The sequence below is a fragment of the Caballeronia sp. SBC1 genome, assembly GCF_011493005.1.
Taxonomy (GTDB): Bacteria; Pseudomonadota; Gammaproteobacteria; order Burkholderiales; family Burkholderiaceae; genus Caballeronia.
In genome coordinates this window covers 758253-775590 of sequence record NZ_CP049156.1, presented here as the reverse complement: position 1 = coordinate 775590, position 17338 = coordinate 758253, and the positions used below count along the sequence as shown (strand labels likewise).

Annotated in this window: 12 protein-coding genes; 2 read left to right on the top strand and 10 right to left on the bottom strand. The window is 61.7% G+C overall.

The genetic code is table 11. From position 1 onward, the window contains the following. Positions 1-42: 42 nt before the first annotated feature. Positions 43-1416, top strand: a complete 1374-nt coding sequence (locus SBC1_RS03315) for a nucleobase:cation symporter-2 family protein (RefSeq protein ID WP_165086845.1) — start codon at positions 43-45, stop codon at positions 1414-1416. Between the two features lie 101 nt (positions 1417-1517). Here SBC1_RS03315 and SBC1_RS03310 read toward each other — a convergent pair whose 3' ends face one another. Genes SBC1_RS03310 through SBC1_RS03300 form a run of 3 tightly spaced genes read right to left on the bottom strand, consistent with a single transcriptional unit; the run spans position 1518 to position 7678 of the window. Beyond that, a complete protein-coding gene (locus SBC1_RS03310; RefSeq protein ID WP_165987296.1) occupies positions 1518-3170 on the bottom strand; it encodes an efflux transporter outer membrane subunit in 1653 nt (550 codons plus the stop codon). Between the two features lies 1 nt (position 3171). After that, positions 3172-6363 (bottom strand): efflux RND transporter permease subunit, encoded by a 3192-nt coding sequence (locus tag SBC1_RS03305; RefSeq protein WP_165086840.1) that lies wholly within the window; start codon positions 6361-6363, stop codon positions 3172-3174. A 28-nt stretch (positions 6364-6391) separates the two neighbouring features. After that, entirely contained in the window at positions 6392-7678 is a 1287-nt protein-coding gene (locus SBC1_RS03300; RefSeq protein WP_165086827.1) for an efflux RND transporter periplasmic adaptor subunit, read from the bottom strand. Positions 7679-8131: 453 nt separating this feature from the next. On the opposite strand from SBC1_RS03300, the gene SBC1_RS03295 reads away from it, so the two are divergent. Then, on the top strand, positions 8132-8782 hold the full coding sequence (locus SBC1_RS03295) for a TetR family transcriptional regulator (RefSeq protein WP_165086823.1): 651 nt from the start codon (positions 8132-8134) through the stop codon (positions 8780-8782). A 27-nt stretch (positions 8783-8809) separates the two neighbouring features. Here the strand turns inward: SBC1_RS03295 and SBC1_RS03290 are convergent, their stop codons facing one another. The 7 genes from SBC1_RS03290 to SBC1_RS03260 form a co-directional block, all read right to left on the bottom strand. Next, positions 8810-9574, bottom strand: coding sequence for a CoxG family protein (locus SBC1_RS03290; protein ID WP_165086819.1), 765 nt, complete (start codon positions 9572-9574; stop codon positions 8810-8812). Between the two features lie 47 nt (positions 9575-9621). Further along, positions 9622-9984, bottom strand: coding sequence for a DUF427 domain-containing protein (locus SBC1_RS03285; protein ID WP_165086816.1), 363 nt, complete (start codon positions 9982-9984; stop codon positions 9622-9624). Between the two features lie 272 nt (positions 9985-10256). Then, a complete protein-coding gene (locus SBC1_RS03280; protein ID WP_165093036.1) occupies positions 10257-10688 on the bottom strand; it encodes a carboxypeptidase-like regulatory domain-containing protein in 432 nt (143 codons plus the stop codon). A 349-nt stretch (positions 10689-11037) separates the two neighbouring features. Then, positions 11038-12570, bottom strand: coding sequence for a DegQ family serine endoprotease (locus tag SBC1_RS03275; protein WP_165086812.1), 1533 nt, complete (start codon positions 12568-12570; stop codon positions 11038-11040). Positions 12571-12649: 79 nt separating this feature from the next. Further along, positions 12650-13960, bottom strand: a complete 1311-nt coding sequence (locus SBC1_RS03270; protein ID WP_165987294.1) for an ATP-binding protein — start codon at positions 13958-13960, stop codon at positions 12650-12652. Continuing rightward, positions 13960-14622, bottom strand: a complete 663-nt coding sequence (locus tag SBC1_RS03265; protein WP_165086807.1) for a response regulator — start codon at positions 14620-14622, stop codon at positions 13960-13962. Before SBC1_RS03265 ends, SBC1_RS03270 begins: the two co-directional genes overlap by 1 nt. A 173-nt stretch (positions 14623-14795) precedes the next feature. Next, positions 14796-17327, bottom strand: coding sequence for a family 20 glycosylhydrolase (locus SBC1_RS03260; protein WP_165987292.1), 2532 nt, complete (start codon positions 17325-17327; stop codon positions 14796-14798). Positions 17328-17338: the final 11 nt, after the last annotated feature.

Sequence of the window (17338 nt, the reverse complement as noted above, 5' to 3'; positions counted from 1 at the left end):
CGACAGCGCCAACTCCGGTCGACAAACGGAGACAGAGACGACATGGCATCGAACCCGGTTCACCCTTGCGACGAACGGTTACCCGCCGCGCAGTTGCTTACACTCGGCATTCAGCATGTACTCGTGATGTACGCGGGCGCCGTCGCGGTCCCGCTGATTCTTGGCGCGGCGCTCAAGCTGCCCAAAGATCAGATCGCGTTCCTCATCAGCGCCGATTTGTTCTCGTGCGGCGTCGCAACACTGATCCAGACGTTGGGCCTCTGGATTTTCGGCATCCGCTTACCGGTGATCATGGGCTGCACGTTTGCTGCGGTTGGCCCGATGGTCGCTATCGGCACGAATCCGGGGCTCGGCATTCTCGACGTATTCGGCGCGACGATCGCAGCAGGCATCGTGGGGATTTTCCTCGCACCGATGATCGGAAAGTTGCTGCGCTTTTTCCCGCCCGTGGTGGTCGGCACGGTGATCGCGGTGATCGGTTTGTCGCTGATGGGCGTGGGCATCAACTGGGCAGCCGGCGGTGTTGGGAACCCTGAGTACGGCAATCCGGTTTATCTGCTGCTGGCGCTGGTCGTGCTCACGCTGATCCTGATGATCAACAAGTTTGCACGCGGGTTTATCGCGAATATTTCCGTGCTGCTCGGCATTGTGGCGGGGTTCGGGATTGCCATGTCGCTTGGACGCGTCGATCTCAACGGCGTGACGAACGCGCCGTGGGTCGGCATCGTGCTGCCGTTTCACTTCGGCCTGCCGCACTTCGACCCGCTTTCCATTGCAACGATGGTCATCGTCATGTTCGTGACGTTCATCGAATCGACGGGCATGTTCCTGGCCGTCGGCGACATGGTCGAGCGTCCGGTCGATCAGGATGCGCTGGTGCGCGGGCTGAGAGTGGATGGATTGGGGACGCTGATTGGCGGGATCTTCAACTCGTTTCCGCATACGTCGTTCTCGCAGAACGTCGGGCTGATCGGCGTCACGGGTGTGAAGAGCCGCTTCGTCTGTGCGACCGGCGGTGTGATCCTGGTTCTGCTCGGGCTGTTTCCGAAGATGGCGCAGGTGGTGGCGTCGGTGCCGCCGTTCGTGCTTGGCGGCGCGGGCATTGTCATGTTCGGCATGGTCGCGGCGAACGGGATCAAGGTGTTGTCGAAGGTCGACTTCGTCAAGAACCATCACAACCTGTTTATCGTCGCGGTGAGTATTGGACTGGGACTCGTGCCGGTGGTCGCGCCGAAGTTCTTCTCGCAGCTACCGCATGCGCTGGAACCGATTCTTCATAGCGGGATTCTGCTGGCGTCGGTGTCGGCGGTGCTGCTGAATATTGTGTTCAACGGCGTGAAGAAGGAACGCGATGCGACGTGCGCGATCCGCCATGCAGGAAGGGATTTTGATAGGACACCGAAGGTGAAGCACTGAGGGGTGCGTCAAATCGCTGTTAGTGCGGACCTGAGAGACTAATAAAAAAAACCGCAGCTCTAAAAGGCTGCGGTTTTTTAACATCTGAACCACGTAAAACCCTACCCCGCCGATCCCACTGCTTTCCCGTCGGCATCAATCTGGGGCTTCGCCGCCGGCACCAGATGCTGCACCGGCACCAGCTTCGCCGAACCAGTCGAACCAGTCGAAGCCGAGCTGACCGTCGTAGCGGAAGCCGCAGGAGCGGCAGCCGCTGTCGGCGTGCCGATATCGCGGTAATTCGGCATTGCGTCCGAAGGACGCGGCTGATCGCCTGCATGCTCGATCCAGCCGCCACCCAGCTCACGATACAAATCGACGAGATTCGTCGCCCGGTTCAGCCGCGCCGTGATCAGCAACTGCTGCGCGGTGTACAGGTTGGTCTGGGCCGTCAGCACGCTCAGATAGTTGTCCACGCCGTTGCGATATCGCAGATCCGACAGCTCCAGCCCGCGAGCCTGCGACTTCACATACAACTCGAGCGCCTTGATCTGCTCGTCGTAAGTGCCGCGCGCGGCCAGCCCGTCCGCTACTTCGCGGAACGCCGTCTGGATCGCCTTCTCGTAATTCGCGATCTCGATGCGCTTCTGGATCTGAGCCAGATCCAGATTGGCCAGATTCGTGCCGCCCTCGAAAATTGGAATCGAGATTTGCGGAGCGAACGACCATGCCGCCGAACCCGGCTTGAACAACGTGCCAAGCGAAGGCGCCAACGTGCCGAAGCTACCCGTCAGCGAAATCTTCGGGAAAAACGCCGCGCGCGCCGCACCAATGTTCGCGTTCGCCGCGAGCAGCGAATGCTCCGCCGACGCAATATCCGGACGCCGTATAAGCAGGTCCGAAGGCAGTTCGGCGGGGATATCGGTAAGCAGGTTCTGGCTGTCGAGCGGCAGGCCCGGCGGCAAATCTGCCGGCAACGGCTCACCAATCAACAACACCAGCGCATTCTCGGCCTGCGCCCGCAGACGCAATTGCGACTGCAGGTTGGCGGCGGCCTGTTGCTGAATGCCCTGCGCCTGACGCACGTCGAGTTCGGTGCCCACGCCGTTATCGAATTGCAGCTTCGTGATCCGATACGACTCGTCCGCCGTCTTCAACGTATTGCGCGTGACGGTGAGCTGGTCATCGTCCGACAGCATGGTCAGGTACTGATCGGCGACTTGAGACACCAGCGAGATTTCCGCCGCCTTGCGCGTTTCCGCCAACGCGAAATACTGCTCGAGCGCCTGGTCCTTCAGGCTCTGGATCCGCCCGAAGAAGTCGATTTCCCAGGACGCATTCACGCCGACCGAATAGCTGGTCGAGAGAGTCTGCCCGAACAACGACAAGTCCTTCGGCGTACGCTGCTTGCTCTGCGACCCGACTGCGTCGAGCGTGGGCAGCAACTCGGCACGCGTGATCTGATACTGCGAGCGCGCCGCTGCCACGTTGAGCATGGACACGCGCAGATCACGGTTGTTCTTCAGCGCGATCGCAACGATCTGCTGCAAGCGTGCATCGACGAAGAAATCGCGCCAGCCGATGTCCACCGCCGGCTTATCCTGCGCCGAGCCGCTTGGCGAGGACGACGATGCCGTGTCCGGTTGCTTGTCATAGACGCCGCCCGTCGGGAACGTCTGGTCGACGGGCGCCGCCGGGCGCTCGTACTTCGGCGCCATCGTGCAGCCAGCCGCGAAAAGCGCGACCGCTGCCGCTATCAAGGAGTGTTTTAGCATCTCAATGTCCTTCCTTGGCCGGAGCAGCCGTGCCGCCTTGGCCACCATTGCCGCCATTGCCGTCGCCGTCGTGGTTGTGCTGCGACGTACCCTTGTCATGGCTGATTTTGCTGATCACGACAAAGAACATCGGGATCATGAAAATTGCCAGGAAGGTCGCGGTCAGCATCCCGCCGATCACGCCAGTACCAATCGCGTGCTGGCTCGCCGAGCCCGCGCCGTTACTGATAGCCAGCGGCAGCACGCCGAGAATAAATGCCATGGATGTCATCAGAATCGGGCGCAACCGCTGGCGCGCCGCTTCCATTGCCGCTTCCACCGTGGTCCTGCCCTGACTGCGCAGATCACGTGCGAATTCCACGATCAGAATCGCGTTCTTCGCCGACAACCCCACCGTAGTCAGCAAGCCGACCTGGAAGAACACGTCGTTTTCCAGCCCGCGCAGGGTAGCCGCGAGCAACGCGCCCAGGATACCGAGCGGCACGACCATGATCACCGAGAACGGAATCGACCAGCTTTCATACAGTGCCGCGAGACACAAGAACACGACGAGGATCGAGATGCCGTACAAGATTGGCGCCTGCGAACCCGACTGGCGTTCCTGCAGCGACAAGCCCGTCCACTCGTAACCAATACCCGCCGGCAACTTCGCCGCGATTGCCTCGATGGCCTGCATGGCCTGACCCGTCGACTTGCCCGGCGCGGCCGCACCCTGGATTTCCACCGCGGAAATACCGTTGTAGCGTTCGAGCTTCGGCGAGCCGTAGATCCATTCGCCCGAGCCGAATGCACCGAACGGAACCATCGCGCCGGCGGTATTGCGCACGTACCACTTGTTCAGGTCTTCCGGGTTCATGCGGAACTGCGCGTCGCCCTGTACGTAGACCTTCTTGATCCGGTTATCGACGTCCAGGAAGTTGTTCACGTACGACGAAGCCCACGCGATCGAGAACACTTGGTCGATAGTCGCTGGCGACAGGCCCAGCGCGTTCGCCTTCTCGCGATCCACGTTCACCTTGAACTGCGGCGTGTCGTTCAGGCCGTTAGGACGAACCTGCGCGAGCGTCGGATCCTTCGCGGCCATGCCGAGCAGCATATTGCGCGCTTCCATCAGCTTCGCGTGACCGAGACCCGAGCGATCCTCCAACTCGAAGTCGAAGCCCGACGCGGTACCCAGTTCCGGAATGGACGGCGGATTGACCGGGAAGATCATCGCGTCCTTATAGCTGGCGAAGTGCATGAACATGCGTCCGACGAGCGCGCCCACCTTCTGGTCCGCGTGCTGCCGCAGCCCGTAGTCTTTCATCCGCACGAACACGAGGCCCGAGTTCTGGCCCCGGCCCGCGAAGCTGAAACCGTTCACCGTAAAGACCGCTTCGACGATGTCTTTCTGGTCTGTCAGCAGCCAGTTGGTTACATCGGCGAGCACCTTGGCCGTGCGCTCCTGCGTGGAACCTGCCGGCGCCTGGACGAGCACGAACATGGTGCCCTGGTCTTCGTCAGGCAAGAACGACTTCGGCAGACGAACGAACAGGAAACCGACCGCGACGATCACCACCAGATAGATGATGAGCCAGCGCCCGGAGCGCTTGATCACGTGCTCCACGCCGCTGTGGTACTTGTCCTGGCTCTTCGAGAAAGTGCGGTTGAACCAGCCGAAGAAGCCCTTCTTCTCGTCGTGATGACCCTTCTCGATCGGCTTCAGGAGCGTCGCGCACAATGCCGGCGTCAAAATCAACGCGGTCAGCACGGACAAGACCATGGCCGCGACAATAGTCAGCGAAAACTGCCGGTAGATTGCGCCCACCGAACCGCCCGAGAACGCCACCGGCACGAACACGGCCGACAGCACGAGCGCCACGCCGACCAGCGCGCCGGTAATCTGGTCCATCGCCTTGCGGGTAGCATCCCTTGGAGATAAACCCTCCTCGGCCATCACCCGCTCGACGTTTTCCACCACCACGATCGCATCGTCCACCAGCAAGCCGATGGCGAGCACCAGCCCGAACATGGAGAGCGTATTGATGGAGAAACCCACCAGCCCCATGATTGCGAAGGTACCCAACAGCACGACCGGCACGGCAATGGTCGGGATCAACGTGGCCCGCAGGTTCTGCAGGAACAGGTACATCACCAGGAACACCAGCACAATCCCTTCGATCAGCGTCTTGACCACTTCTTCAATAGACAGCTTCACGAACGGCGTGGTGTCGTACGGATACTTCACGACCAGGCCTGGCGGGAAATACTTCGACAGGTCGTCGATCTTCGCGCGCACCAGTTTCGCCGTGTTCAGCGCGTTGGCGCCCGTGGCGAGCTGAATACCGAAGCCGGCGGTCGGCTGACCGTTGTACTTCGTGTCGAAGTTGTAGTTCTCACCGCCCAGCTCGATGCGCGCCACGTCCTTCAGGCGCACTTGCGAGCCGTCCTGATTCACCTTCAGCAGGATGTTGCCGAACTGCTCAGGCGTTTGCAGCAACGTGGCTTCCGTAATGGTTGCCTGCAGCATCTGGCCCGGAACAGCTGGTGTGCCGCCCAAGCCGCCGCCGGCCACCTGTACGTTCTGTGCAGCAACGGCGTTCGTTACGTCGATTGGCGTCAACGCGTAGTTGTTCAGCTTGGTTGCGTCCAGCCAGATCCGCATGGCGAATTGCGAGCCGAACAACGTCACCGTACCCACCCCGTCGATACGGCTGATCGGGTCTTCCACCTTCGACGCCACGTAGTTAGCGAGGTCGTAACGGCCCATGGAACCGTCTGTAGAGACGAACGCCATCACCATCAAGAAGCTGCTGCTCGACTTCGTCACCTTGGAGCCAAGCTGCTGAACGGCTTGCGGCAAGAGCGGCGTTGCGAGTTGCAGCTTGTTCTGCACCTGAACCTGCGCGATGTCCGGATTCGTGCCGGCCGCGAATGTCAGCGTAATGGTGGCCGTACCAGAGTCATCACTGGTGGAAGACAGGTAGAGCAAGTGATCGAGGCCGCTCATCTGCTGCTCGATCACCTGCGTTACCGTGTTTTCCACCGTGCTGGCGGACGCACCCGGGTACGTAGCACTGATCTGAATGGCCGGCGGCGCGATGGTCGGATACTGCGCGACCGGCAAGGTGAAGATCGAAGCGATCCCCGCCAGCATCAGAATAATGGCGATCACCCACGCAAAAATCGGGCGATCGATAAAGAACTTTGCCATGAAACAGGCTCCCTTTTATTGCGCCTGATTACGCGCCTGATGCCGCGGATGCGGGTGCCGGATTGCTCGAAGCCGCCACGCCGCTTGCGCCAGCGTTTGCTGCCGCGGGGGCCGAACCGGAGGCCGCACCTGGAGCCGCGCCCGGAGCAGCACCGGATGCCGGTTGAGCCGCCTCGGCCGGAAGCTGTGCGTCGACAGGCTTCACCGTTGAACCGGGCCGCGCTTTTTCCGTCCCCTGCACGATCACGCGATCGCCCGCGTTCAGGCCGCTATCCACGACCCACTTGTCGCCGTAGGTACCCGACGTCACCAGCTGGCGCAACGCCACCTTGTTGTCCGGACCGACCACCAGCGCCGTCGGCTGGCCCTTCTGGTCGTGCGTCACGCCGACTTGCGGGACTACCAGCGCCTTGTCGTTCACGCCTTCGTCAATACGGGCGCGCACGAACATGCCCGGCAGCAGCACGCGGTCCTTGTTCGGGAAAATCGCGCGCACGGTGACCGAACCGGTGCCCTGGTCCACGCTCACGTCTGAGAACTGCAACTTGCCCGGTTCCGAATACGTACGGCCGTCTTCCAGGATCAGCGTGACCTTGGCGGCGTTGACGCCACCGGTCTGCAAGCGGCCTTCCTGGATGTCACGGCGAAGCTTCAGGCCGTCCACGCTCGATTGCGTCAGGTCGACATAGACCGGATCGAGTTGTTGAACCGTGGTGAGCAACGTGGCGGCGCTAGCCTGCACGTAAGCGCCCGGCGTGACCTGCGACAAACCTGTGCGGCCGGTGATAGGTGACACGACGTCGGTATAACCGAGGTTGATCTGCGCGGTGTCGACAGCCGCCTTGCCCGACGCGACGTCGGCTGCGGCCTGGCCTTGAGTCGCCACGGCGTTGTCGTAGTCCTGCTTGCTGACCGCGTTCGCCGCGACCAGGATCTTGTAGCGCGCCGCCAGGGCGTTTTGCGTGACCACGTTGGCCTGCGCCTTGGCGAGTGTTGCCTTGGCCGTATTCAGCGCCGCAATGTACGGCGCCGGATCGATCTTGTAGAGCCGCTGGCCCGCCTTCACTTCCGCGCCTTCCGTGAATTCACGACGCAGCACAATGCCGTCGACGCGTGCACGAACCTGGGCGACGAGAAATGCGCTCGTGCGGCCAGGCAATTCGCTCACGACAGGAACGGTGGTGGGCTGGACAGTAATGACCCCGACTTCGGGTGTCTGGGGCGGCGGTGCTGCTGGTTTTTGTCCGCAGGCTGCAAGAATTACGGCAGCCGTCGCGGCACTAATTAGGCGGAATGGAACCCGTTCGACGCGCATGGAGCGACCTCTGTCAAAGACTGAGATTGAAATAAGTGCGCGGCCGCCTTCTACGGGCGGGCCGCTACGAGCGTCTGGAGACGCTTACCAGTAGCCAGTGGGCGCAAAAACCAGTGCCCCGACTTTTCATTCGTCCGCAGCGTCTGGAGCCGTCTCTGTGTACGGCTGCCGCTGACAACGCCCTAGGGGTGGGCCACGCGGACGGACGGCGGATTGAAAGCTGTGTCGGATATTAACCGGTCAGTGCTACTTGGGCTATCGTTGGACGGATGGTATTGTATATACATTCATGAACGAACGTAAAAGAGACGTTCGTACGTGAACAAGAGCAGTGCGAGGGGAATCGTCTCGAAGGACTGGCGAGCGATGAACAAAATGTATGACGTCGCTGCAGTGCAATGTAAGACGGCGGTAAATTTACTGCTGGGCAGGATAGCTGGGACCCACGAAATAATGGTCAGACGAACCAAGGAAGAAGCGGCGGAGACGCGCAATAGTATTCTCGATGCGGCAGAACGGGTTTTCTTCGAGAAAGGCGTTTCGCGCACCACACTGGCCGACATCGCGCTGGAAGCCGGCGTCACACGCGGCGCGATCTATTGGCATTTTGCGAACAAGGGCGATCTGTTCACCGCCATGTTCGACCGCAGCCTGTTACCGCTTGATGAACTGGTCGAAGCAACGCTCGACACCAAAGAGGCCGATCCGCTCGGCAAGATCCGCGACATCTTCATCTGGTGCATGCGCAATATCGCGCTCGACGAGCAGCGTCGGCGCGTATTCGACATCCTGTTCCTGAAATGTGAGTTCGTGGAAGACATGGGGCCGGTGCGCGAACGGCATCAGACGAACATGCGCGAGGGGAAAGAGAAGATTGAGCGCGGACTGCGCAATGCGGTTGATAAAGGCCAGTTGCCGGCCTTGCTCGATACGCGCCACGCCACCACCATCCTGCACGCGCTCTTCACCGGCATTCTCTACGACTCGCTGATGTGGCCCGAGAGCATCGACCTCAAGAATGATGCGGAACGGCTGATCGATTCCTGTTTCGACGTCATGCGCTACAGCCCCCACATGCTGCTGCGTCCCGGCGAATCCCTTTAGCCGGGCGAGCCGGGCGTGGCAACGGTACTATCGCAGACCGTAGCGCTGCGCGAGAAACAGGAATATGGCGACACAGCAGACCATCGCGGCCCACGCCCATGCGGGCAGGCTATGCGGATGCGGATGGCGAGGCGCGTGTCCGGGTAGCCGGTGACGCAAGACACCGCCAATGGCGTCGGCCGTCGCCGCAGCGCGGGATTTTTGCGCTGCCGGGGTGCCGTGGCGCGAAAACGCCGCCGACATGGAGATCGGTCGCAAGAAAACATGGCGGCGTGAAACAGCCGGTTTGGGAACAACTGCCGAGGGCTGGCCATGCTTCGCGCGCACGACTTCGCAGAATTCGACAAAAAAATCGTCGGCGACTTCACGCAGCGAGTTTTCGATCTGGCGTGCCGGCAAACCTGCCAGCGGCCCGCTGAGCGTCGCCCAGACGGTGTATTCAATCCACGTCGACGCACCGTCAGCGTCCGGAATCAGCGCCACGGCGATTTGTCCGCGCAACGATCCCACGCCTTCGCCGCGCGCCTTGAAACTGAGGGTTTGCGCGTCGACATCGCCGGACTGGCCGTCATGGCGCGGCAAACGGGTTGCGTCGGCAACGTGTGCCCGGATCGCGTAGTGCGCCCGCAACGCCCCAAGCGGCACCGTCAACCTCAACGTGTATTCGCCGCCGGCAAGACGCACCAGGGATTCGCAGTTATCGATACTCGCGCGCACCAGCGCAAGATCTCCCAACGCCTCGCGCACCTGAGCGGGTTCGAGCGGAATGCGTAAGGCATCGGCTACTTCCATCGGGCCCTCCCCAACATGGCGCCCACTTTTGATTTCGACCTGGCGTTTCAGGTACCCGCCGTCTCGTCGATACGATCGATTCGCGACGGATAAAACGCCAGATAATTTTTAATTTGTGCGACGCCTTCTTTCGGCTGCTCGTAGCTCCAAACCGCGTTTTCGACCGGGCCGTCCTCCGTCAGAAGATGGTAGTGCGTCGCGTCGCCCTTGTAAGGGCAATGTGAGGTATGCGTGGATTTTGAGAGGCGCGCCATGTTGACATCGGAACGCGGGAAATAATGCACTGGATCGTGGCCCGTTTCAATCAGCGTCAATGCCGCGTGGGTGTCGGCGAACGTCACACCCTGATGAATCACGCGATGGCGTCGCGTGTTCAGCGAGATTTCAATGTGATGGGTGTCGGTGCTCATCGCGCGCTCCCGGTACTAAACAAACGAAACGGCCGCCACCGCGTTTGCAGCAACGACATAAAAAAGCCACGGGGTTTCCGGGACCCGTGGCTTTCATTATGAGACAACTTCGGGGTACTTGTACAAGCTCCGCGAACGTCTTTGCTACCTGCGCCACACATTGCGCCACACTTAAAGCAGCGCCGCGACCCTTGGTTTCATAGGCGGTTTTGCGTACGGTGGTTCATCACGGCGCGTGGTGCGTTCGATGACGGCTGTAGGTATTTGCAGGCTTACTGAATGGACCAGTGGAAATCGGCCTTTGCCTTACCGTTGCCGGCCACCGTCACCCCTTGCTTCTTTTCTGAATCCTTATAGCGGGCATAGACCGTATAGTGGCCCGGGGGGAGTTTCACCAGCATGTATGGGCCCATGGCGTCGGTCTTGAGCACCTCGGTGTTCTTTGCATCGGCAATGCGCACGTGGACGTCAGCGAGATAGTCCGACGTCGGCCCAGTGAAACGCAACGAGAGCGGCCAATGCGCCTGCTCACGAATCAGTGCGTGCGATTCGTCCAGCCCCACGCCGCCGGACGTGTACGACACGTCGCCCTGCGTCTGGACCTGCGGCAGCCCGCCACCGTTCGTGTTGCCGGCGCTGCTCATGTCGCTCGTTCCCCCGCCCGAGGTCTGGGCGAACGCGCCGCCAGCCATCCCGAACGTCATCACCGCCGCTAACACGGCAATAGACGCTTTCCTCACAGCAGGCCGGCTGTGTTTAGTTAACGTGCCAGTGTTTGTATCAGCATTTGCTTCAATCGCTGCTTTAGTCGTCTTGGTCATCGTGATCAGCTCCTTATGGACTTCAGACGCCTTCATCGGCGTTCCGCTTTTCTCCCGGCGTCCAGCACTCGATGTTTTGGGCAGTCGGGCCAAAGCGGTTCGGGAGAGAAACTATGAGCACGGTTCGTGCCTGCATCTCACCCCATTTTCCAGGGCGGCGCAGTTGCGATTCTGCGTGCCGCCCTGTTCCCGCATCGGCCGGAGTTCAGCCGACATTTCAATTACCCGGCAATCAACCCAGATCCACCGGCACGAAGATCTGCGCATCGTCGCGCTGGATCAGCAACGCGATGCTGTCGCCAGCGTGAGCCACCATGGTCTTCAATTGCTGCACGGTCGTGACAGGCTGGCCGTTGACCGCCAGGATCACGTCGCCAGCCTGGATGCCGGCGCTTTCCGCCGCGCCGCCCGACTGTTGCACGAGCAAACCACGCGACAGCGACGCACTCTGCTTCTCGTCGGGCGTCAGCGGCCGAACCGATACGCCCAGCCGTGCATCCTGCGATGCCGAATCAGCCTTGTCGCCACCGCCGGTACTCGCGGTCTTGGCGTCGGACAGCGTGCCCACGGTCACGCTCAGGTCCTTCGTAGCCTTGTCACGCCAGACCTGCACCTTCGCCGTAGTCCCCGGCGGGAGCGCGGCCACCTGCGACGGCAACGCATTCGAGTCCGCAACCGGCTGGCCGTTGACCGAGAGGATCACGTCGCCGGGCTGCAGGCCACCCTTGGCCGCCGGACCGCCCGCTTCAACCGAACTTACGAGCGCGCCATTCGGGCTTTGCAGCCCGAACGACTTCGCGAGCGTCTGATCCATACCCTGCACCGTCACGCCAAGGCGGCCGCGATCCACATGACCGGTCTTCACCAGCGCGTCTTTCACCTTCATGGCTTCATTGATCGGGATTGCGAACGAAAGGCCCTGGAAGCCACCAGTCTGCGAATAGATCATCGAATTGATGCCGATCACTTCGCCTTGCAAATTGAAGAGCGGGCCACCCGAGTTACCCGGATTCACCGGCACGTCGGTCTGGATGAACGGCGTGTAGTTTTCGTTCGGCAACGAGCGCGATTTCGCGCTGATGATGCCGGAAGTCACAGTGTTGTCGAAACCGTAAGGCGAGCCGATTGCGACCACCCACTGGCCGACCTTGCTGCCGTTCGGATCGCCAATCTTCACCGTTGGCAGGTTCTTGGCATCGATCTTCAGCACGGCGACATCCGACTGCTTGTCCGAGCCGATCACTTTCGCGCGGTATTCGCGCTTGTCCGTGGTCTTGACCGTGACGACGTTCGCGCCGTCAACCACGTGTGCGTTTGTCAGGATGTAACCGTCGCTACTCACGATAAAGCCCGAACCCAGGCTTTCGCTGGGGGTATCGGAGGCATTCTGGCCGTCGTTGCCGCCCATGCCCGGCACGCCATTACCGTAAAAGTGCTTGAAGAATTGATAGAACGGATCACTCGGATCAATCGGCAATTGCGGATTGCCGCCGTTCATCCCGCCGTTCATGCCATTGCGGCGCGACGCGGTCTTCACCACGTGTTTCGCGCTGATATTGACGACCGCCGGGCCGTAGGTTTCGACCAGGCCGGAGAAATCCGGAATACCGGTCTTCGCAGCGGCTTCGGCCGGCATCATGGCGGCTTGTGCCGGCGTGATGACCTGCGGTGCCGGGACGTTCCGGTTTCCGGCCACGTACCCCGCCGACAAGGCGACGGCAACGGCTACCGCAATGGCGCTGCGGGAAATGATTTTCGCTTTCATCGTGTGCTCCTCGGGGATGCGCTTCAGAATAAAACGAAGAGTACGAGGCGCCGCTTAAAGGGCACTTAAAGCCCGGTATTTAAGCGGCTTTGAATTCAATGGAGACGAGCAGACCGCCGCTTTTCGATTCGTCGAGCGAAACTTTCGCGTCGTGCTGCACCGCGATCCGGCGCACGATCGCGAGGCCCAGGCCGCTGCCCGCCACGTCCGTGCGCTCCCGGCTGGCGGCCATTCCCGCGCGATAAAACCGGTCGAACACACGCTCGCGTTCGTCGGCCGGGATGCCCGGGCCGGTATCGGTGATTTCCACTTTCGGGTTGCCGTCTTCTACCTGCAAGCAGACGTCTACGCGACCGCCGCTCGGCGTGTATTTCGTGGCGTTATCGATGAGATTGTTGAACATCACGCGCAACGCATTGGCGTCGCCGGAGATGGTTGCCGGTTCGCTCGCCTCGATGCCCAGGTCAACACCGCGCTGTTGCGCCACCAGCACGGACCCGCCCACGCATTCGTCGAGCAGCGCGTGGAGGTCCACCGGCTGGGTCTCGCTCTTGCCGTCAGGTTCCGAACGGGCGAGCGCCAGCAGTTGCTCGGCCAGACGCGTGGCGCGCGTGATACCCGCTTGCAGGTCGTCGAGCGCTTCCTTGCGCGACTCGTCGTCCTTCGCGCGCGCCACCAGTTGCGACTGGATCTGCACGGCGGCGAGCGGCGTGCGAAGCTCATGGGCGGCGTCGGCGACGAAAGCCTTTTGCGTGTCCAGCGCGGTCGCAAGGCGAGAGAGCAGCGCGTTCAACGCGCGCACCACGGGTACGACTTCTTCCGGCAAACGGTTGTCGGGCAAAGGCTCCAGCGCTTCGGGGTGACGCGTGTCGAGCGCGCGCGTGACGCGTTGCAGCGGCCTCAAACCCCGTCCAACAATGATCCATATCGCCATGCCGAGCAGCGGCAGAAGCACCACGAGCGGCCACAAGGTTCGCCACGCGACACCTGCTGCCAGCCGGTTGCGGATGGACAGCGGCTGCGCGAGCTGGACAACGTTATCGCCAACAATGGCGCTGTAGACGCGCCATACGCCGCGTGGCGTGGCTTCGGTTGAAAAGCCCAATTCCGCGTGCGGAGCGAGCGGGACGCGCGGGTGCGAGTAATACATGAGCACGCCGTTGCGGTTCCAGATCTGGATCACGACGCCTTCGTCGCTGTCGCTGCGCGATTGCAGCACCGACGAAAACGGCTCCGACGGCAACGCGGCCGCGATCTGTTCCAACTGGTAATCGAAGAGTTCGTTCGCTTCGGCCAGCGCCTGACGGTAGATCAGCCAGCCCGCAAACCCCACGCCGACGATTACCAGCGCCAGCAGCCAGACCAGCAGTTGGCGGCGAATGGAATGCATCAGGCTTCCTTCGACACCATGTAACCGAGTCCCCGGACATTGCGGATGAGGTCGGGCCCAAGCTTTTTACGCAGCGAATGGATGTAAACCTCGACGGTGTTACTGCCGATTTCCTCACCCCAGCCGTAGATTTTTTCTTCGAGCTGGCTCTTCGATAAAACCGCGCCCGGACGCGCCATCAGGGCTTCGAGCAGCGCGAATTCGCGGGCTGAGAGCGCTATGGGATTGCCTTCCAGCGTGACCTGGTGGCCCACGGGGTCAAGCGTTAATGCGCCGTGGCGGATCAGGGAGTCGCCGCGGCCGGCGTGGCGGCGGATCAGGGCGCGCATGCGGGCGCCCAGTTCGTCGAGGTCGAAAGGTTTGACGAGGTAGTCGTCGGCGCCGGCGTCCAGGCCTTTTACGCGGTCAGCAATGGCGTCACGGGCTGTGACAATGAGCACAGGCAGGGCGTTGCCTTTTGCTCGCAGGCTTTTGAGGACATCGAGACCGTCCCGTTTGGGCAGGCCCAGGTCCAGCAGCATGAGATCGTAAGGTTCGCCGCCTACCGCCGTCAGGGCCGCTTCACCATCCTGCACCCAGTCCACTGCGAATCCGTCGCTGCGCAGCGCCTTGCGGACGCCTTCCGCAATCATTCTGTCGTCTTCTACCAGTAGGATTCGCATCGGTTTGGGTCACGGCTTGTCTTGGCTTTGCAGCCCGGACGTTCATTCTAGCCGGGACGGGTTAAAGCGGGCTTAAAGGGGCCTTAAGACAAAGAGTGGCAGTTTCCCTCGCCCGATAGCGACGGCCCCGACGTCGGCTGACGTCGGGTAAAGCTGCGAAACCAGTTCCCCCGTCAATCGACCTTCGCGATACCGGTATCGGCGGGCATGACCGGCAGCGTTAGCGGAATCGCCCGATACCCAACGCCCGCCAGTTTCAGCTTGGCCAGTTCGCGCTGTTCCACGACGCTTTCAAAGCCCAGCCAGTCACGCGCCATCGCAAGCTTGTCCACGTGATCGGTTTCGCCGAGCTTGTAACGCTCGCCCTCGCGGTACGGCCGCTCCCAATCCGCCCGGTGCCATGCACGTTCCGCCAGTGCCAGCAAACGCGGATACACCATGTACTCGAACTGCTGGTCAGTGCGCATGACCTCCGCAAACGCCTGCCCCTGCATACCATCGATACGTACCGCCGGGCCCTTGCTCGTCAACTCGAAGGGCTTGCCATCGCGATCGGGCATCACTTCGGCGTTCTGCGGCAAATTATCGGGCGCGAGCGTAAAGACCTTGAAGCTGTCGGTCGCACGCGATCCCCAGTAATAACCGCGCTCATGCGGATCAAGGGAATAGGGGAAGTCGAAGTACAGGTAGTCGGGCAAGGCCAGCACGCCCCGATAACCCTTCGCACTCCAGGTCTGCACCGTTTCGGCTCCGCCCCAGAATAGCGGGTCCCACAACGTCACCATCACGTTCTTCGTCGCGAAGTCGTGCGGGCCGCTCGCATGCTTCAACCCGTCCTGCCAAGCCGCCATGGCCTCGATGCCGTTGGCGTTCACGAGCGTACTGACCTGACGGGCAAACCTTGACGGCAGCTCGTCCACTGAAGCAACACCGCTCTGGCGCAGCAGCGCCGCGCACATTGGCGAGCGCGCCCACGGTTTGTCCTGCGCAGCGATATTGATGCGACCCTTGTCCGCATCCGTGCCCTCGCGCGACTGAAAACCCGCGCCGAGCAAAATGTTCTTCGCTTCATCACCGCCAAAATGCCATACAGGCATGGGCACCTGCGCCTCACGATGCATCGCGGCAATCTCGCCGATCACCTTGCCGGCAAAATTCAGCGCACCGCTCGAACAAGGATTCAGATAGCTGCGGCGATCGTAGAACTGCACCGAAAGCGTTTGCGAAGTGTCGTCGGGATCGAGCAGGCGAAATGCGTTCGCGTCCTGCTCGCGGCCCAACGCATGCAGCCGTTTGTATCGCGCCTCCATGGCTACCACGGCCGCGCGCGCATGGGCCGGCATGTCGATCTCGGGAATGACCTCGATAAAACGATCGTCGGCGTAACGCAGCAGCGCGATGTAGTCTGCGCGGCTCAGGTAACCACCGCCCGAACGGTTGTCCGGGCCTGACGCGAGTTGGGGCAACAGGCAACGCTCTTCGTCGGGATCGTGGCAACGCTGTCCTCCGATTGCCGTCAGTTCTGGTAGCCCGGGAATCTCGATCCGCCAGCCTTCGTCATCGGATAAATGCAGGTGCAGGCGGTTCAGCTTGTAAGCGCTCATCTGGTCAATGAGTCGGCGCAACGTTACAGGCTGCCGGTAGTTGCGCGCGACATCGACCATCATTCCCCGATAACCGAAGCGCGACGCGTCTTCGATGGTCATCGCGGGAATCCGGCCCCCGCCAGCGGGCGTCAGCGACAACAGGGTTTGCACGCCGTAGTAGAGGCCGGCGGTATCGTAACCGTCGACTTCCGCGCCGGTGCGCCCGATCCGCAGCCGGTAACCACCGGGCACGGCGATGTCGGCCGGCAGCGAGCGTGGCGCGAGTGCGCCGGTGATCGGCAAGCCGCCATTCGCGAGGCCAAGCGTAGTGGCACGTTCACGCAGCGCGGCAACGCTCGCCGGCGGCAGATCCGGCAACGACAGATCAACGCCCGCTACATCGACTTCGCCATCGCCCGCTTGCTGCCGCATCACTGACGGCAACGCGCGTGCGGCAATCTGCTGCGCCGGGAGCGGTTCGCCACGCTCGACCATCTGACGAAACTTCTGCGCGGGCGTCATGGGGATGGTGGGTATGCCACCGGGCAGTCGATCGACGTAACGCGTCTCGTCGTCGGTGTCGTTGTGCTTGAGCACGGCGGGCTCCACACCGTCTACGACGACATAGGGCCGGGGTAAAACATCGCTGTAACGCAGCAGCCAGTATTCCGCGACGAACGGCACCTCAAGACGCTCCCCCGCGCCAAGCGATACCGCACCGGCCCGCGGTGTCAGTTCGTAGAGATCGCCCGTCAAGTGCCGCAATGAGAAGTCGGCATGATCGATCTTCAGGAGACGGCGGATGCTATGCAGATACAGCTTCCAGCCATCGCCCGTGATGCGCGTCGGTCCATCGTTCAGCAGTATCAAGCGGCCGGTCGCACAACTGGCGGAATCCGCGCCAAGGTCGGCGCACGGCACGCCTGCTTTCGCCGCGTTGTTGTTATCGATTGAAACGCGCAGCATGAGGTCCCTCGCGAGCACGTCGGCCAGCGCCCCGTTCGCAGATGTTCCGGGCACGACGTAACTTGCAGGAAGAGGAGGGACCGGAGACAAGGCAAACACAGGCAACGTGGCCGCCATTGCCAGCGCTCCAATCATCAAGGTGATTCGATTCATGATTTCATCCC